We start from the raw sequence: 17,197 nt of genomic DNA on the forward strand, positions 1-17,197 counted from the left end.
GCAGCACGACCGCCAGCATCACCACGTTCAGCAGGGTCGGATAGAAGCCGTAGACGATGAACCGCCCCCGCGCCGTCAGCACCCCGGCGAACAGGGCCGCGATCACCATGCACGGCAGGTAGGGCATGGTGACCATGGTCAGCGCCACGGCCAGCTTGAACTTGGCCGGGTTGCTGAGGAAGCCGTAGGAATAGACCCGCATGATCCACGGCATGGCCAGCTCGCAGAGCACGGTGATGACCACGGTCGCTGCCGCCATGGTCGCCAGCGCGTCGGCGGCGAAGGCGTCGGCGGCCGCCTTGCCGTCGGCGGCCAGGCGCCGGGAATAGTCGGGCACGAAGGCGGCGGCGAAGGCGCCCTCGGCGAACATCCGGCGGAACAGGTTGGGGAAGGTCAGCGCCGTGAAATAGGCGTCCGCGGCGATGGTCTGGCTGGCCCCCAGCCGCGCGGTGATCACCAGGTCCCGCGCCAGCCCCAGGAACCGGCTGACCAGGGTCAGCGCCGAATAGATGGCCGACGAGCGCAGCAGGCCGCCGCCCCCCGCCGACATGGTTCTCGCCGACGTCGGTCTGGCGGGGGTGGCCGCGGTCTTCGACGGCGTGGCGGCGTGGGGCTTGTCGGTCACGGAGCCCTGGTCGGCTGTGTCGGGGAGGCCGTCAACCTAGCGGGTCGTGGCGGCGCCGGCGTGTGGAATATTGATGCAGGTTCCGTGCGGCGCCCTACGGTCGTCGCTGGGCAAGGGGAAACGCGATGGCATTGCAGGTGATCGGCTCGGGGCTGGGGCGCACGGGCACCCTCTCAAGCAAGCTGGCGCTGGAGCAGCTGGGCTTCGGGCCCTGCCACCACATGGTGGAGGTGTTCATGCACCCGCAGACCCTGCCGCTGTGGGTCGCCGCCGGGGCCGGCCAGGGCGACTGGGACGCGATGTTCGCCGGCTATCGTTCGATGGTCGACCATCCAGGATGCATGTACTGGCGCGAACTGGCGGCGCACTATCCCGACGCCAAGGTGCTGCATACTGTGCGCGATCCGGGCAAGTGGTTCGACAGCACCCAGGCCACGATCTTCGCGCCGCGCCCGGCCGACGCGCCGGAGATGCCGCCGCCGATGAAGGCGTTCCTCGACACCGTGGCCAACTGGTACGGCGGCGACCGCAACGACCGCGCCTTCATGCTGGACTTCTTCGCCCGCCACACCGAGGCGGTGATCGCCGGCGTGCCGAAGGACCGGCTGCTGGTGTTCGACGTGGCGCAGGGCTGGGAGCCGCTCTGCGCCTTCATGGACGTCCCGGTCCCCGACACCCCGTTCCCGCGCGAGAACTCCACCCAGCAGTTCCAGGCCAGCATGGCCGGCGGCGGCCCGGGCAAGCTGCTCGAAGCGGCCCGCGCGAGCCACGAGACGCGTTAGCGGGCGACGCTGGCCCGGGCGCGCTGGAGGTTGGTGCGGGTCTTGGGGGAGCCGTCGCCTTCGGTGTCGTTGAGGGCGCCCAGCAGGGCGGTCTTCAGGGTGTTGCCCTTGCGCGCGTCGGTCAGTTTCGCGCCGGCCTCGTCGATCACATAGAAGGCGTCCACCGCGCGCTCGCCATAGCCGTCGATGTGGGCCGAGGTGATCACCAGGCCGGCGTCCGACAGGGTGCGGGCCAGCCCGGCCAGCAGGCCCGGCCGGTCGCGGCCCGACGCCTCCACCACGGTCGCGGTCTCCGAGGCGTCGTTGTCCAGCATCACCGCCGGGGTGATGGCGAAGGCCGCGGTGCGGCTGAGGTCGCCCTTGCGGCGCGCCTCGCGGGCCGAGGGGTCGCCGCGGGCGGCCGCGGCCAGGTCGTCGGCCAGGCGCGCGAGCGCCCGGGCATCGACCGCGCCGAACGGGGCGCCGGTGACGTCCTGAACGTAGAACACGTCCAGCGCCTGGCCCGAGCGGGAGGTGAACACCCGCGCGCCGACCACGTTGGCGCCGGCCGCGGTGATCGCCTCGGCCAAGCCCACGAACAGCCGCGGCCGGTCGGTGGCGGCGACCACCACCTCCGAGGCGTTGAGATCGGTGCGCACCCGGCCCTCGGCGGCGGACACCGCGCCTTCCGCCGCGACGCGGGCCAGCCGGGCGTGGGTGGCCACTTCCTCGTCGGTGAAGGCGGTGAAATAGGCGTCTTCCATGGCGTCGCCCCAGGGCTCGGCGGCCGGATCGGCGAGGGCCAGGCGCACGCGCGCGTCATAGGCGGCGTTCTCCTGGTAGCGCTTGAGCGCGGCGGCGGCGTCAGAGCCGCGGCCGCCGCGGAACACGGCTTCCGTGGCCGTGTAGAGCTCGCGCATCAGCTGGCCCTTCCAGCCGTTCCAGACGCCTGGCCCCACGGCGCGGATGTCGGCGACGGTCAGCACCAGCAGCAGGCGCATCTGTTCCGGCGTCTGCACGATGCGGGCGAAGTCGGCCACGGTGCGCGGGTCGGAGACGTCGCGCTTCTGGGCGTAGTCGCTCATCACCAGGTGGTGCTCGACCAGCCAAGCCACCAGCTCGATCTTCGAGCGCTCCAGCCCCAGCCGCTCGCATGCCTGCCGCGCCGCCCGCGCCCCGGCCACCTCCTGCCCGCCCGCCCCGCCCTTCCCGGTGTCGTGCAGCAGCATGGCCAGGAACAGGGCTTCCTTGTCGGCGATCAGCGGCATGATCTGGACGGCCAGCGGATGGTCGGCGGCCAGCCGTCCCGCGGCGATGTCGGCGATCACGCCCACGGCCCGCAGGGTGTGCTCGTCCACCGTGTACGAGTGGTACATGTTGAACTGCATCTGGGCGACGATGCGCCCGAACTCCGGAAGGTAGCGGCCCAGCACCCCGGCCTCGGTCATCAAGGTCAGCGTCCGTTGCGGGTCGCGGCCGCGGGCCAGGATGTCCAGGAACACCCGGGCCGCATGGCGGTCGCGGCGCACCGCCGAGGTGATCAGGCCCAGGCTGCGCGAGGCGGCGAAGAAGGCGTCCGGGTGCAGATCGAGGTTGCGCTGGTCGGCCACCCGGAACAGCCGCAGCAGGTTGATCGGGTCGCGCTCGAAGATGTCCGGATCGACGTCCAGCCGCCCGCCCAGCTCATGGAACCCCGGCTCGTCCAGCGGCTTGCGCTTGATCTGCCGGCCGGGGAGGAAGCGGGAGATGCCCTTGGGCGCCAGCTTGACCTGCTCGGCCTCCAGCTTGGCGGCGAACGCCCGGGTGAGCGCGCCCACGTCCTTGGCGATCAGGAAGTAGCGCCGCATGAACCGCTCGACGGCCGGCGCGTCGCCGCGGTCGCCATAGCCCATCCGCCGCGCCAGCTCCGGCTGCAGGTCGAAGGTCAGCCGCTCTTCGGGACGGCCGGTGGTGAAGTGCAGGTGGCAGCGCACCGCCCACAGGAAGTCGAACGCCTGGATGAAGCTGCGCACCTCGCGCCGCGCGAACATCTCCAGCTGCAGCACCTTCTCGATCGACTGGCCGGGGTGCAGGTACTGGGCGATCCAAAACAGGGTGTTGAGGTCGCGCAGGCCCCCCTTGCCCTCCTTGATGTTGGGCTCGACCATGTAGCGGCTGACGCCGGCGCGGGCGTGGCGCTCGTCGCGCTCCTTGAGCTTGGCGGCGACGAACTCGGCCCCGGTGCCGCGCACCACGTCGTTCTGGAACCGGATCATCAGCTCCTCGGCCAGCTTCTCGTCGCCGGTCAGCCTGCGCGCCTCCAGGATCGAGGTGCGGATGGTGAAGTCCTCGCGGGAGAGCCTGATGCACTCCTCGATGGTCCGCGACGCGTGGCCGACTTTGAAGCCCAGGTCCCACAGGGCGTAGAGCATGTATTCGATCACGCTCTCGGCGTGGGCGGTCTGCTTGTAGGGTCGCACGAACAGCAGATCGATGTCGGAGAACGGCGCCAGCGTGCCGCGGCCGTAGCCGCCCACGGCCATCAGCGCGAGTCTTTCGCCTTCCGTGGGATTGCGGGCGCGGAAGATGTGGACGGTGGTGAAGTCCCAGAGCGCGGTGATCACCTCGTCGGTGACCCCCGAGATCAGCCGCGCGGTCTCGATCCCGCCGGCCGCGCTCTCCAGCCGTTCCTTGGCGATCATCCGGCCGCGGAACAGGGCGGCCTTCAGGACGTCCAGGGCGGCCTTGCGCTGGCCGGCCTCGTCGCCGAGGTTGTCGAGGGCCGCCGCCGTGAGCTGGGTGCGCAGCCGCACGCCGTCGACGACATATTCCAGGCGGGTGGGACGCAGGCGGCTGACCATCGAGCGCTGATATAGGCCGATCCGCGCCCCGGCGTCAGGGGTCCCGCTAATGGCGTCTGCGGCTCAGCCGCCGCGACCAGCCGACGGCGGTCAGCAGCGGGCCTGCCGTACAGACCGCGATGGCGATCCCGAGCGCGGCCTCCTGCTTCAGCACCAAGGCGATCGCGATCAGCGCCACGCCGCCCAGCACCAGGCCGCGGCCGGCGAAACGGTGGGTCTTGTCCCAGACCCGCGGGTCGGCCAGCGTCCAGGGCGTGCGCACGCCGAAGACGGCGTTATGGCGCGCCTTGCCCAGCACATTGCCGAGCGCCAGCAGCAAGACGCCGACCGCGACGGCCACCGGCCGCATCACATCGAAGCCAGGGTTCTGGGCGCGGGCCACCAGCACTGCCTCGGCGACCAGCAGCACGCCGGCCACCCCGATGATCGTCGCCTCATAAGCCTCCACCGCCTCACCCACGCCGCGGCGGGCGACCAGCCGCATCGTCGCCAGCACCACGAAGGCGGCGAAGGGGATCGCCCAGATGACGGCGCGCGAGGGCTCGCCGTGCATCTGGCCGTCGAAGCCGAGGTGATGCAGGGGCACGCCGGCGCCCTCGGGCAGGGTGACCCAGCCCCAGAGCCCGACCAAGATGGTGGCGGCGACGAGGAAGCTCGAGATCCAATAGGCGCGGTTGAGTCTCATGAGGGTCCTCCCAGCTTGGGGTTTTCCGCCACGCCCTGGGGCGCCGCGGGTTTGGGGTCGACCTTGAAGGTGTCCATCAGGGCCATCAGGGCCTCCTCCAGCACCGACACGTTCAGGCGGTAGATGATGGTGGTGCCGGTCTTCTCCGGGCTTACCAGCCGCGCCTCCCGGAGCACCGCGAAGTGGCCGGAGAGGGTAGGCTTGGCGAGGTCGAAGTGCCCGGCGATCTCACCCGCGCTCATCTCCCGCTCGCGCAGGAGCTGGAGGATGCGGCGACGGGTCGGGTCGGCCAGGGCCTTGTAGACTTCGGACACGTTGGTTTCCTATTTCGCTAATTAGCAAAATACAAAACCTGACCGGCCACAAGGCTTATTTCGGTGATGACCGAAATTTAAGGCGCGGGCTAGCGAGCGGCCGTCGCCAGGGTCACGCGCCAGAGCGAGAAGTGGCCGGCCTCGCGCCGGTGATAGTAGATCGCGTCCCCGGCCGGGGAGAAGGTCGGCCCTTCGACGAAGCCCGCGATGGCGTCGAGGCGGACCGGCGGGCCGAACGCCGCGTCCGGGGTCTCGCGCCGCGCGATCCAGACGCCCAGGCGCGCCAGCGGCGGATGGCCCTCCAGCCGGGTGAAGGCCAGCAGGCGGCCGTCGGCGGACAGCGCGGGGGCGTATTCGAGCGCGCCGGTGTTGATGGCGGCGAACAGCCGGTCGTCTGCGGGCCACAGCCGGAACTCGCCGTCGGCCCAGCGCGCCTGGCGCAGGTCCGCGGTCGCCGGCATCGCGCCGCCGTCGAACCGGCCGTCAGCCAGGATGAGCCGCTCGCCCGCCGCGTCGATCTCCACGTCGAAGACCAGGCGGCCGGGGATGTGGACCGAGGCCTCGGTCTGCAGCGTCACGCCGGTGAGCTGGCCCCGGGACCAGGCGCCGCAGTGGACGGTCGCCAGGCTCTGGCGATAGGCGCGCGTCGAGATAAAGCAGAAGCGCCCGGTCCTCGACATCGTGGGCACCCCGTCCAGGGCGGCGCTGTTCGCCCCCGCCACCGGGCCTCGATAGCGGAAGGTCAGGTCGTCGACGCGTTCGGCCCAGTGGATATCCGTCTGGTCGTGCGGCCCATTGCGGTTGTTGAAGAACAGGGTCGCGCCGTCGCGCGAGAGGAACGGCTCCATCGCCTCGCCCGCATAGCCGAGGATCGCCACCGGCCGCGGGTCCCGGAAGTCCGCCCAGGCCGGTGGGCTCGCCTGGGCGCAGGCTCCCAGGGCGGCCAGGCCGAGGACCGCGGCCGCGCAGAGCCGCCGCAGGACGCGCAAAGCCGTCATTCCGCCCCCGCCAATGCCTGGCCGAGCGACCGAGTCCCGTCCCAGACCGCGCCGCGCCAGCCGGCGGCGCGGGCGGCTTCGACATTGGCGAGGCTGTCGTCCAGCAGCAGGTGCTCGGCCGGCGCGAACCCGGTGCGAGCCTCGACGGCGGCGTAGAAGGCCGCGTCCGACTTCTTGCAGCCCAGGTCGGCGGCGTAGTGCATGGCGTCGAAGCGGTCGCGGAACCGCAGCCTGTCCCAGAGGTAGGCCGCCCGCAGGTGCTCCTGGATGGTGGCCAGATGGAGCTGGACGCCGGTCGCGCGCAGGACGGCGAGGTCGGCCAGCAGCGCCGGGTCGAACTGGGCGTCGTGTTCGAACCAGTAGGCGGCCAGCTGTTGGCTGGTGAGGTGCGGGGCATGCTGCGCCAGCACAGGGTCCAGACGATGGTGCAGTTCCGCGCGGCCGAGGACGATGTCGTTCCAGTGGGGTTTGAAGAAGTGCGCCTGGAGGGTCGCCGAGGCGAGGCCGAGGTCCCGCTCCAGGTTCGCCGCCCAGCCGCCCGGCGGCGGCACGATCACCACGCCGTCGACATCGACCATCAGCGCCCGCAACCCGGTCATTCAAAAACGGCCATGCGGTGAGGGTTCATGGGTCTCATGAGAGGCAGGCAAACGAGCCACCGTGAAATATAGGGCTCGGTATGGCCGTAATATGGCCGCGCAGTCACCGGGGCCCGCACGTGATCCTTTCCACCCTATTCGCGGCCGCCCTGGCCCTGGCCGACCGCCCCGCCGCCGTGGTGCCGGTGGCCGACCAGGCGGCGTACAAGGCCTGGCTCGCCGACCAGGCCATCGAGGCGGAGGCCGCCTTCTCGCTGAAGCCCCGCTGTTCCGACGCCGCCGTGCGCGACATCGCCACCACCACCGGCCCCCTGGCCAAGCCGCCGCCCGGCGTGCGCGCCACCGCGCTGGCCGAGTCGCTGACCGTAGAGGGCTGCGGCCGGAGGATGCGGGTGAACATCGGCGTGCTGGCGCCGCTGCAAGGCCAGGGGTGGCAGGCGCGCACCGGCATCCCCGGCGACAGCCTGGCCGGCTATGGCCTGCAGCAACAGGCGGCCCACGAACTCCAGGCCGTGCTGGCCGGCCGGGTGTCGGCCACATGCGTCGAGGTCGGCTTCGGCGAGGCCGAGGTCGTGGCGCGGCCGGGCGGCGTCCACCTGCTGGCGGTCGGGTCGCCGCCTCCGAAGGCGACGCCGGGCATCTTCTACAGCGCGCTCAAGGACCCCACGACGCTGGCCCGGATCGCCCAGGACCAGGCCTGGGCCGAACGCTGGCCGCTCAGCGCCTGCGGCGTCGACGCCTCGGTGGTCATCCTGTTCGGCCCGATCCGCGACAGCGACCAGATCTACATGTCGATCTCGCCGGGCTGGACGGCTGCAAAGTGACCTTTTCCCTCCCCTTCATGGGGAGGGCCAGCTTGCCAAAGGCAAACTGGGTGGGGAAGTGTGGGCCGGAACTCGGCGTCGGGGAGGATCGTGACTTCCCCACCCGGAACGCTTCGCGGTCTGTCCCTCCCCATGAAGGGGAGGGAAATCAGGCCAATAGGCCCTTCAGCCTATACAGCGCATCCATGGCCTCGCGGGGGCTCATGCCGTCGGGGTCGAGGGCGCGCAGGGCTTCCTCGGCCTTGCTCGGGCCGTAGTGGGCGGCGGGTTCGGCGACGGCGGCGAATAGGGGGAGGTCGTCGAGGTTGGCGGGGCCGGCCGCCTCGCGCTCCAGGCGTTCCAGCACCTGTTTCGCGCGGGCTACCACGCCGGCAGGGACGCCCGCCAGCTTGGCGACCTGCACGCCGTACGAGCGGTCCGCGGGACCGGGCCCGGCCTCGTGCAGGAAGATCAGGTCGCCGTTCCACTCCCGGGCCTTCAGGCTGAGGTTGGAGACGTGGGCCAGGCGGCCCTCCAGCACGGCCAGCTCATGGTAGTGGGTGGCGAACAGGGCGCGGCAGCGGTTGGTCTCGTGCAGGGCCTCGGCGCAGGCCCAGGCGATGGCCAGGCCGTCGTAGGTGGCGGTGCCGCGGCCGATCTCGTCCAGGATCACCAGCGAGCGCGGGGTGGCCTGGGTGAGGATCGCGGCGGTCTCCACCATCTCCATCATGAAGGTGGAGCGCCCGCGCGCCAGGTCGTCGCCGGCCCCCACGCGGCTGAACAGGCGGTCGACGACGCCGAGGCGCAGGCGCTTGGCCGTGACGAAACAGCCGGACTGGGCGAGGACGGCCAGCAGGGCGTTCTGGCGCAGGAAGGTCGACTTGCCGGCCATGTTCGGCCCGGTCACCAGCGACAGCCGCGCGCCGCCCACCCCCGCGCCGTCCAGGCGGCAGTCGTTGGGGGTGAAGGCCTCGCCACTGCGGCGGACGGCGGCCTCCACCACCGGATGGCGCGCCGCCTCGGCCTCGAAGGCGGTGGAGCGGTCCACCACCGGCCGCGTGGCGCCCACGTCGTCGGCCCATTCGGCCAGGGCGGCGGCCACGTCCAGGCGCGCGGCGGCCAGGGCGGCGGCCTGGATCGCGCCCGCCACGCCGATGGCGGCTTCGCGCCAGGCCTCGAAGGTGTCGAGCTCGATGGCCAGCGCCCGCTCGGCCGCCTGGGCGATCCTGGCGTCCAGCTCGGCCAGTTCCACGGTGGTGAAGCGGACCTGGTTGGCCAGGGTCTGGCGGTGGATGAAGGTGGCGTTGAGCGGCGTGGCGAACAGCGGCTCGGCGGCCTTGGCGGTGGTCTCGACGAAATAGCCGAGCACGGCGTTGTGGCGGATCTTCAGGCCCACTCCGCTCTCGCCGGCCAGCTGGGCCTCCAGGGCGGCGATCACCCGGCGGCTGTCGTCACGCAATGCCCGGGCCTGGTCGAGCTCCGGCCGCACGTCCGGGGCCACGAAGCCGCCGTCGCGCGCCAGCGCCGGCAGGTCGGGGTCGAGCCCGTGCGCCAGCAGGTCGCGAAACGCCGACAGCTCCGGGGCATTGGCGAGGTCCAGCGCCGCCAGCGCCTCGGCGGTCTCGAGGGGCAGGGTGACCAGCGGGTCCCTGGTCTCGGTGAACAGGCGGCAGACCGCCTCGCCGATGCCCAGCCCGTCGCGCAGGGCGCCGAGGTCGCGCGGACCACCGCGGCCCAGCGCCAGCCTCGAGAGGCCCCGCGCCATGTCCGGCAGGCCCTTCAGCGCCTCGCGCAGTTTCTGCCGCTGCGCCCGGTGACCGCAGAACCAGGCCACGGCGTCCAGCCGCACGTCGATGGCGGCCGGGTCCATCAGCGGCCGCGCCAACCGCGACGCCAGCATCCGCGCGCCGGGCGCGGTCACCGTGCGGTCGATGGCGGCCAGCAATGAGCCGTCCCGCGCGCCGGACGTGGACCGCTCGATCTCCAGGCTGGCCCGGGTCGCCGGGTCGATGACCATGACGTCGGCCTCGCCCGCGCGGCGCGGCGCGGAGAGGGCGGGCGGGCGGCCGGCCTGGGTGGTCTCCAGGTGGGCGGCGATCAGGCCCAGCGCGGAAATCTCGGCGCCGCTGAGCGGGCCGAACCCGTCCAGGGTGTCGACGCCATAGAGCCGCTTCAGCCGCGCCTCCGAGGCGCCCGGCTCGGCCAGCGCCCCCGGCATCGGCTGGATGAAGCCGCCCGCCGCCGTCAGCGCCGCGGCGATCGCCGCGTCGGCGAACAGCCGGTCGGGGACCAGGATCTCCGACGGCCCCAGCGCCGCCAGCGCCGAGGCCAGCCCCGCCACCGTGACCCCCAGGCACTCCACCTCGCCGGTCGAGAGCTCGACGCTGGCCACCGCCGCCGAGCCGGCGCGCACCGACACGGCGGCCAGCCGGTTGGCGCCGCGGGCGTCCAGCAGGCCGTCCTCGGTCAACGTGCCCGGCGTCACCACCCGCACGACATCGCGGCGCACCACGGCCTTGTGGCCGTCCCGGCGCTTGGCGGTCGCGGCGTCCTCCAGCTGGTCGCAGACCGCGACCTTGAAGCCGGCACGGATCAGCTTGGCGAGATAGGCCTCCATGGCGTGGGCCGGCACCCCGGCCATGGGGATCGGCTGGCCGCCGTGCTGGCCGCGCGCCGTCAGGGTGATCCCCAGCACCGACGAGGCCTTCTGGGCGTCCTCGAAGAACAGCTCGTAGAAGTCGCCCATCCGGAAAAACACCAGGGCGTCGGGCTGGCTGGCCTTGGCCGCGAAGTACTGGGCCATCACCGGCGTGGCCCCGGCGGCGTCGGGCGTGTGGGAGATCTGGGCGTTCATCGGCCGCCGGACGCTAAAGGATGGCTGCGATGACCGCACCACTTGAACCACGACGCGGGAACGCCAAGCTGTGGATGGATGTCCCAGGAGCGCGTCGATACGCAGTATGTGGTGTTTCCGCCGGGCCCCGCGGACGCCGGCGCCTTGGCGCGCGTCCACGTCGCCGCCTGGCGCGAGACCTACCAGGGGATGCTGCCCGAGGCCTATCTCGCCCGCATGTCCGAGGCGGCGCACACCCGGCGCTTCGCCCACGCGCTGATCAGGCCCGGTCCGGACGACGTGACCCTGGCCGCCGCCGACCGCCGCGATGTGGTCGGCTATGTCCAGGGCGCGCCGTCACGCCGCCGCGCGGCCGGCGAGGCGGAGGTCGCTACCCTCTACCTGGTCCGCGCCGCCCAGGGCCGCGGGCTGGGCGGCCGGCTGCTGCGCGACGCGGCCCGCGCCCTGGCCGCGCGCGGGGCGACCTCGCTGGTGATCTCCGTCCTGCGCGACAACGTCGCGGCGCGCGCGTTCTACGAGCACCTGGCCGGCGTCGCCGAACCGGCCCGCCTGGAACCCGGCCCCGGCGGGCAGATGTTCCACGAGGTCGCCTACCGCTGGGCCGATATCCGGACGTTGATCGCGTGAAGCCTCCTTCCTCGCCCGCTGCGCGGGGGAGGAAGGAGGCTATGTCGAAGGTTCCGCGGCGTAGGTCAGGGACACGAACACGTCCTCCAGGTCCGGGTCCTCGGTGGAGATGTCCTTGATGTGCAGGCCGGCGGCGCGGATGGCGGCCAGGACCTGTTCGACGCTGGACTGGCCGGTGCGGTAGCTGACCGAGAAGCCGCCGGACTTGGTCAGCCTGGTCTCGAAACCCGCCAGCGCGGGCGCCGCCAGCAGCGGCTCCTCCGGGGTCACCAGCACCAGTCGGGTGTCCAGGCGGCGCAGCAGTGTCGTGGTCGGCTCGCAGACCACCACCTGGCCGCGGTTGATGATGGCGATCTGGTCGCAGAGCTCCTGGGCTTCCTCCAGGTAGTGGGTGGTCAGCACGATGGTCACGCCCTTGCGGTTCAGCTCCAGGACGTAGTTCCAGAGCTGTTTGCGCAGTTCGACGTCCACCCCGGCGGTGGGCTCGTCCAGGATCAGCACCGGCGGGTTGTGGACCATGGCCTTGGCCACCATCAGCCGGCGCTTCATGCCCCCGGAGAGCTGGCGCACATAGGCCTTGGACTTGTCGGCCAGGCCCAGCGCGGCCAGCAGTTCGTCGCTGCGGCGTTCGGACTTCGGCACGGCGTACATCCCGGCCGCCACCTCCAGCGATTCGCGGGGCGTGAAGAACGGGTCGGCGGCGATCTCCTGCGGCACCACCCCGATCGCCGCGCGGGCGTCGCGGGGATGGGTGTCGATGTCGCGCCCCCAGATCTTCACTTCGCCCGACGTCTTCTGGCAGAGGCCGGCCAGGATGTTGATGAAGGTCGACTTGCCGGCCCCGTTCGGCCCCAGCAGCCCGAAGATCGAGCCGCGCGGGATCGCCAGGTCCAGGCCCTTCAGCGCATGCATTGCCGGCGTGGTCTTGGTGGCGGCATAGGTCTTGACCAGCCCGCGGGCCTCGATGGCGTATTCGGGGAGTTCCATGACGTCCTGTCGTTGACGCGCGAAGCCGCGCTCGCATACCTAGGCGCGCGCCACCCTCGCGCAAAGTGGCGACCTTTCAGGTAACAGATATCCATGGCCCGCAAAGTCGCCGCGAAGACCCCCGAACCGGCCCCGGCCAAGCCGGCGCTGATCGTCGACGCCAATCCGCCCGAGGTGATCGTGGTCCGCTCCGGCCGCATCGCCTGCGATGGGGTTGGCGGCGCGCTGGGCCATCCGCGCGTCTGGCTGGAGATGGGCGAGGCCCGCTTCGTCGAATGCCCCTACTGCGACCGCCGCTTCGTCCTGGCCGCCGGCTCCGAGGGCCCGGAAGACGAATACCTGGCGCCGGGCGTGTACGAGGGGTCACACGGGCACTGAGGCCCGCCGCGTAGTTCCTCCCCGTTCGGGGCGGAACTGGCGGCGCTCCGCCTCTACACCCTGAGCGGCATCAGGATGTACTGCACATCCGTGTCGCCCGGATCCAGCACCAGGGCCGGGTCGTTCGGCCCGCCGAAGCGAAGTTCCATCTCGACGCCGGAGATCTGGTCGGTGATGTCCAGCAGGTAGCGGGCGTTGAACGACAGTTCGAAGGGCTCTCCGTCGTAGTCGATCTCCAGCTCCTCGACCGCCTGGCCGGCTTCCATGTTGCGCACGGTCAGCACCACGCGGCCGCTATCGATGGCCATCCGCACCGAGCGGCTCTTCTCCGCCGAGATGGTCGCCACGCGGTCCACGGCCTGGGCGAACAGCTTGGCGTCGACCATCACCGTGCGGTGGTTGTCCTTGGGGATCACCCGGGCGTAGTCGGGGAAGTTGCCGTCGATGACCTTGGAGGTCAGCGCCGCCCCGCCCAGCTCCAGGCGCACCTTCTGCGGGCTGATCTGCAGGTCGACGCTCTCGCCGGCGTCCTCGAGCAGGCGGCGGACCTCGTTGATGGTCTTGCGCGGCACGATGACGCCGGGCATCCCGGCGGCGCCCTCGGGGGCGGGCATGTCGGCCAGCGCCAGGCGCGAGCCGTCGGTGGCCACGGCGCGCAGGCGGGCGGCCCCGTCCACCACGATGGTGTGCACATAGAGGCCGTTCAGATAGTAGCGCGTCTCCTCCGCCGAGATGGCGAAGCGGGTCTTGTCGATCAGCCGGATCAGGTCGCCCGCGTCCACGCTCATGCGGCCGGAGAAGCCGTCGGCGCTCATCACCGGGAAGTCGCCGGCCGGCAGCACCGGCAGGTTGAAGCGGCTGCGGCCCGCCGCCACGGTCAGCCGCGGGTCCTCGCCGGTGAAGCTCAGCGAGACGTCGGCGCCCTCGGGCAGCTTGCGGACGATTTCGTAGAGGGTGTGGGCCGGCGCGGTGATCTGGCCCGGCTGGTCCACCTGGGCCAGGGCGCTGTCGACGATCTCCAGGTCCAGGTCGGTGGCCGAGAAGGTCAGCCGGTCGCGCTCCGCCGACAGCAGCACATTGGACAGGATCGGGATCGTGTTGCGTCGCTCCACGGCGCTCTGCACGTGCCCCAGCGCCCTCAGCAGCGCCGCGCGTTCGATCGTCAGCTTCATATCGGTCCCGGCTCGCTTACACGCGCGAACGAATCACCCGCGTCCGCACGCGCCCCGATCTTCAAGGGACTGGGACATTAGCCAAATTCCTCAAGGGGAAAAGGCCCGCGCCAAAAGAGAAACGCCCCGCCGGTTTGGCGGGGCGTTCTAGCTGTGGATGACCGGGCCGATCAGGCGGTCGCGAGCGCCTGTCGGCGGCGGCGAAGCATCGCGCCCACCCCGCCAAATCCGGCGATCATCATCGCCCAGCTGGCCGGCTCAGGCGCCCCGGAGCTGAGGGTCGCGCCGTCGACGCTGAAGTCCAGCACCGCCTGGACGGTATGACGGTCGGCGTAGAACAGGTTGAAGGTGTGCCCGCCCGCCCCGACACTGGTGGAGAACACGTCGCTCTTGGGGGCGTGAATGCCGTCGAGCGTCGAGTCGACATAGTTGCCGTCGATGAACACGAAGACGTCGTCGTCCGACGTGACATTGAAGGTCAGCAGGGTGCTGGCCCCCGCGGTGCTGAAGACGCCGCTAAAGCGGGCCGTCTGAAAGCCGTTGGCGCCGCCGTTGCTGGAGCCGGTCCCGTGCGGGGTGAACAGGGTGGAGTCCGCGTACGGCAGGGCCACCACCACCGACGGACCGTCCTGCACGATGTGCGAGCCATCGGGGGACCACCACCCGATCTCGTTGCTGGCGTTTAGTTCCTGCACCGGCTCGCCGGACAGCCACACCGGCAACCCGTTGGGGCCCAGCGCCGTCTTCAGCTCGATGGACGTGCTGCAGCAGAGGTCCTCGAAGTCGCCGCCCGCCGTCGCCTTGTAGTAGGCGGCCAGCACACTGGAGGCCGAGGCCGCCTGCGCCGCGCCCAGAACCGCCAGCCCTACAGCCAGCGCGAGCATCTTCGTCTTCATCTGCATCCCCCGGTTCGGAGAACGGGTTCTTCCAGCTCTCCCAAGGCCAAGGTCCAGCAATGGTTAACGGAGTCAAAGCGACTCGCTTGGCTGGGGAATCATCTCCGCGGAAGCACAATCTGACGGTGCTGCCGCGAGCCCTCAGGCGCGGGTGTCGAGCGCGCCGCCCTCGGGCGCGCCCTCGCCGTTAGCGTAGGGGTTGGCTGCCGGGGCCGCGGCGCCGCTCCGGGCCGCCACCACCACCATGGCCGGGCGCAGCAGCCGGCCCAGCAGCTCATAGCCGGCCTGCAGCACCTGGATCACGCCGCCCGGCGCCACGTCACTGCCGGGCTGTTCCATCATCGCCTGGTGCTTGTGCGGGTCGAACTTGTCGCCCTTGGCCGGATCGACCTTCTTCAGGCCGTTCTTCTCGAAGGCGCTGAGCAGCTCCTTGGCGGTCATCTCGACGCCGATGACATAGTTCTTCACCGCCGCATCGCCGGTGTCGGCGGGGGCGGCGGCCATGGCGCGGTCCAGGTTGTCGGCGACGCCGAGCAGGTCGCGGCCGAACTTCTGGATGGCGTAGGCGCGCGCGTCGTTCATCTCGCGCTCGGCGCGGCGCTTGGTGTTCTCGGCGTCGGCGGCGTAGCGGAGGACCTGCTCCTTGAGGCCCTGGACCTCGGCCTGCAGCGCCTCCACCTCGGCGTCGACGGACGGGCTGTCGGCTTCCCAGCTGGCGGGGGTATCGTCTTCGGACATCTCTTCTCTTGCGACCCTTAGGCGTTCATCACCTGGCCAAGCACGCGGGCGGTGTAGTCCACCAACGGAATGATCCGGGCATAGTTCAATCGTGCAGGCCCGATCACGCCGATCGCGCCCACCACCTTCTGCTGGCCCGTCATATAGGGCGCCGCGATCACAGCGGAACCGGAAAGGGAAAAGAGTCGCGTCTCGGCGCCGATGAAGATGCGCACGCCCTGGCCGTCGCGGACCCCGTCAAGCAAGCCGATCAGCTGTTCCTTCTGCTCCAGGTCCTCGAACAGCGAGCGCACCCGCTCCAGATCGACGGTGGCCTGGCTGTCCTCCAGCAGGTTGGCCCGGCCGCGCACGATCAGCGCCCGCTCCTCGACCTCGCCGCCGCCCCAGGCCGCCAGCCCGTCCTCCACCAGCCGCGCGGCGGTGGCGTCCAGCTCGCGCCGCGCCCGGCTCAGCTCGGCGGTCAGGTCAACCTTGGTCTCCGACAGCGTCCGGCCGCGCATCCGGGCGTTGAGGAAGTTCGACGCCTCCTGCAGGGCCGACGGCGTCACCCCCATCGGCAGGCGGATCAGCCGGTTCTCCACCGTGCCGTCGTCGAACACCATCACCGCCAGGGTGCGGTCGCCCGACAGCGCCACGAACTCCACATGGGTCACCCCCGCGTCGCGCATGGGGGTAACGACGACACCGGCCCCGCCGGCCAGGCCGGACAGGATCGACGAGGCTTCGTTCAGCGCATCTTCGTAGTTGCGGCCGTGGGCCAGCAGGCGCGACTCGATGGTCCGCCGCTCGTCCTCGCCCACGTCGCCCACCTCCAGCAGGCCGTCCACGAACAGCCGCAGGCCGGCGTGGGTCGGCAGCCGGCCGGCGCTGACGTGCGGCGCGCCCAGCAGGCCCAGCTGGGTCAGGTCCTGCATGGTGTTGCGGATCGAGGCAGGGGACAGCGACAGCCCGCCCTTCGACAGGGTGCGCGAGCCGACCGGCTCCCCGGTCTCCAGATAGCTTTCCACGATCCGGCGGAAGATCTCCCGGGCGCGGTGATCCATATCGGCGAGGCTGGGCCCGCGGGAGAACAGGGGAGGCGTCACGATGGGCGGCGGCGGTCTCTCTGGCGCCCCATGGACGAGGCCTTCGCGATCTAGGATAAGCGCGGCCCTCAACGGCGCAAGCGGCGCCAGCCCGAGTACCCGACATGCGACCCTCCGAACGCACCCCCGAGCTGCTACGCCCGATCACCCTGGAGACCGGCGTCACCCGCTACGCCGAGGGCTCGTGCCTGATCACGGCGGGCCACACCAAGGTGCTGGTCACCGCCAGCCTGGAGGAGGGCGTCCCCGGCTTCCTGCGCGGCAAGGGCCAGGGCTGGGTTACCGCCGAATACGGCATGCTGCCGCGCGCCACCACACGCGAGGGCGCCGCGAGGCCGCCCAGGGTAAGCAGTCCGGCCGCACCCAGGAGATCCAGCGCCTGATCGGCCGATCCTTACGCGCCGTCACCGACATGAAGGCCCTGGGCGAGCGGCAGATCACCGTCGACTGCGACGTCCTCCAGGCCGACGGCGGCACTCGCACCGCTTCGATCACCGGCGCCTGGGTGGCGCTCCGCCTGGCGACGAAATACCTGCTGGACGAGGGCGTGATCGCCACCGACCCGATCCTCGACCAGGTGGCGGCGGTGAGCTGCGGGATCTTCAACGGCGTGCCGGTGCTCGACCTCGACTACGAGGAGGACTCCAACGCCGAGGCCGACAGCAACTTCGTCCTGACCGGCTCTGGCGCCATCGTCGAGGTCCAGGCCACCGGCGAAAAGCGCGGCTTCAGCCAGGCCGAGTTCGACGCCCTGTTCGGCCTGGCCCGCAAGGGCATCGGCGAGCTGGTGGCGATGCAGAAGGCGGCGACGGGGACGTAGGGGCCCCGCTCAAGG

Annotated in this window: 16 protein-coding genes and 1 pseudogene; 5 read left to right on the plus strand and 12 right to left on the minus strand. The window is 71.2% G+C overall.

Translation table 11 applies throughout. The annotated features are described in order from the left end of the window. On the minus strand, nucleotides 1–550 hold a 550-nt coding region (locus tag Q0R13_RS17170; protein WP_293906240.1), incomplete at its 3' end, for a lipid II flippase MurJ. A gap of 200 nt (nucleotides 551–750) precedes the next feature. Between Q0R13_RS17170 and Q0R13_RS17175 the strand changes: the two genes are divergently transcribed. Beyond that, nucleotides 751–1,407: a sulfotransferase family protein gene (locus tag Q0R13_RS17175; RefSeq protein ID WP_293906189.1), complete on the plus strand. Its 657-nt coding sequence runs from the start codon at nucleotides 751–753 to the stop codon at nucleotides 1,405–1,407. On the opposite strand, the gene Q0R13_RS17180 is transcribed toward Q0R13_RS17175, so the two are convergent. The 5 genes from Q0R13_RS17180 to Q0R13_RS17200 all read right to left on the minus strand — a co-directional run bounded on the left by Q0R13_RS17180 (nucleotide 1,404) and on the right by Q0R13_RS17200 (nucleotide 6,822). Then, the gene (locus tag Q0R13_RS17180) at nucleotides 1,404–4,226 is read right to left on the minus strand and encodes a [protein-PII] uridylyltransferase (protein WP_293906191.1); all 2,823 of its coding nucleotides are present in this window, start codon (nucleotides 4,224–4,226) and stop codon (nucleotides 1,404–1,406) included. The genes Q0R13_RS17175 and Q0R13_RS17180 overlap by 4 nt on opposite strands. Before the next feature lie 46 nt (nucleotides 4,227–4,272). After that, a complete protein-coding gene (locus Q0R13_RS17185; protein WP_293906193.1) occupies nucleotides 4,273–4,911 on the minus strand; it encodes an SdpI family protein in 639 nt (212 codons plus the stop codon). Beyond that, on the minus strand, nucleotides 4,908–5,225 hold the full coding sequence (locus tag Q0R13_RS17190; protein WP_293906195.1) for an autorepressor SdpR family transcription factor: 318 nt from the start codon (nucleotides 5,223–5,225) through the stop codon (nucleotides 4,908–4,910). Before Q0R13_RS17190 ends, Q0R13_RS17185 begins: the two co-directional genes overlap by 4 nt. An 89-nt stretch (nucleotides 5,226–5,314) precedes the next feature. Next, entirely contained in the window at nucleotides 5,315–6,223 is a 909-nt protein-coding gene (locus Q0R13_RS17195) for a hypothetical protein (protein ID WP_293906197.1), read from the minus strand. Next, nucleotides 6,220–6,822 carry an HAD-IA family hydrolase gene (locus Q0R13_RS17200; RefSeq protein ID WP_293906200.1) on the minus strand — a complete coding sequence of 201 codons (603 nt, stop codon included), beginning with the start codon at nucleotides 6,820–6,822 and terminating at the stop codon, nucleotides 6,220–6,222. Before Q0R13_RS17200 ends, Q0R13_RS17195 begins: the two co-directional genes overlap by 4 nt. A gap of 119 nt (nucleotides 6,823–6,941) precedes the next feature. Here Q0R13_RS17200 and Q0R13_RS17205 point away from each other — a divergent pair, with 119 nt between their 5' ends. After that, on the plus strand, nucleotides 6,942–7,646 hold the full coding sequence (locus Q0R13_RS17205) for a hypothetical protein (RefSeq protein WP_293906202.1): 705 nt from the start codon (nucleotides 6,942–6,944) through the stop codon (nucleotides 7,644–7,646). Between the two features lie 148 nt (nucleotides 7,647–7,794). Here Q0R13_RS17205 and mutS read toward each other — a convergent pair whose 3' ends face one another. Next, nucleotides 7,795–10,479, minus strand: a complete 2,685-nt coding sequence (gene mutS, locus Q0R13_RS17210; RefSeq protein WP_293906204.1) for a DNA mismatch repair protein MutS — start codon at nucleotides 10,477–10,479, stop codon at nucleotides 7,795–7,797. A 78-nt stretch (nucleotides 10,480–10,557) separates the two neighbouring features. On the opposite strand from mutS, the gene Q0R13_RS17215 reads away from it, so the two are divergent. Continuing rightward, complete coding sequence (locus tag Q0R13_RS17215) at nucleotides 10,558–11,106, plus strand: GNAT family N-acetyltransferase (RefSeq protein WP_293906206.1); 549 nt, start codon at nucleotides 10,558–10,560, stop codon at nucleotides 11,104–11,106. Between the two features lie 39 nt (nucleotides 11,107–11,145). Here Q0R13_RS17215 and Q0R13_RS17220 read toward each other — a convergent pair whose 3' ends face one another. Then, on the minus strand, nucleotides 11,146–12,093 hold the full coding sequence (locus Q0R13_RS17220; protein ID WP_293906208.1) for an ABC transporter ATP-binding protein: 948 nt from the start codon (nucleotides 12,091–12,093) through the stop codon (nucleotides 11,146–11,148). A 93-nt stretch (nucleotides 12,094–12,186) separates the two neighbouring features. Here Q0R13_RS17220 and Q0R13_RS17225 point away from each other — a divergent pair, with 93 nt between their 5' ends. Beyond that, nucleotides 12,187–12,471 carry a zinc-finger domain-containing protein gene (locus tag Q0R13_RS17225; protein WP_293906210.1) on the plus strand — a complete coding sequence of 95 codons (285 nt, stop codon included), beginning with the start codon at nucleotides 12,187–12,189 and terminating at the stop codon, nucleotides 12,469–12,471. A gap of 53 nt (nucleotides 12,472–12,524) precedes the next feature. Here Q0R13_RS17225 and dnaN read toward each other — a convergent pair whose 3' ends face one another. The 4 genes from dnaN to hrcA all read right to left on the minus strand — a co-directional run bounded on the left by dnaN (nucleotide 12,525) and on the right by hrcA (nucleotide 16,320). Beyond that, nucleotides 12,525–13,643 carry a DNA polymerase III subunit beta gene (gene dnaN, locus Q0R13_RS17230; protein ID WP_293906212.1) on the minus strand — a complete coding sequence of 373 codons (1,119 nt, stop codon included), beginning with the start codon at nucleotides 13,641–13,643 and terminating at the stop codon, nucleotides 12,525–12,527. 170 nt (nucleotides 13,644–13,813) lie between these two features. Continuing rightward, nucleotides 13,814–14,539, minus strand: coding sequence for a PEPxxWA-CTERM sorting domain-containing protein (locus Q0R13_RS17235; protein WP_293906213.1), 726 nt, complete (start codon nucleotides 14,537–14,539; stop codon nucleotides 13,814–13,816). A gap of 141 nt (nucleotides 14,540–14,680) precedes the next feature. Then, nucleotides 14,681–15,277, minus strand: coding sequence for a nucleotide exchange factor GrpE (gene grpE, locus Q0R13_RS17240; protein ID WP_293906215.1), 597 nt, complete (start codon nucleotides 15,275–15,277; stop codon nucleotides 14,681–14,683). Between the two features lie 17 nt (nucleotides 15,278–15,294). Beyond that, nucleotides 15,295–16,320, minus strand: coding sequence for a heat-inducible transcriptional repressor HrcA (gene hrcA / locus Q0R13_RS17245; RefSeq protein WP_293906216.1), 1,026 nt, complete (start codon nucleotides 16,318–16,320; stop codon nucleotides 15,295–15,297). 146 nt (nucleotides 16,321–16,466) lie between these two features. Here hrcA and rph point away from each other — a divergent pair. Continuing rightward, a pseudogene (gene rph, locus Q0R13_RS17250) lies at nucleotides 16,467–17,182 on the plus strand (ribonuclease PH). Nucleotides 17,183–17,197: the final 15 nt, after the last annotated feature.

The sequence above is a fragment of the Phenylobacterium sp. genome (assembly GCF_025351295.1).
In the GTDB taxonomy this organism is placed as follows: Bacteria; Pseudomonadota; Alphaproteobacteria; order Caulobacterales; family Caulobacteraceae; genus Phenylobacterium.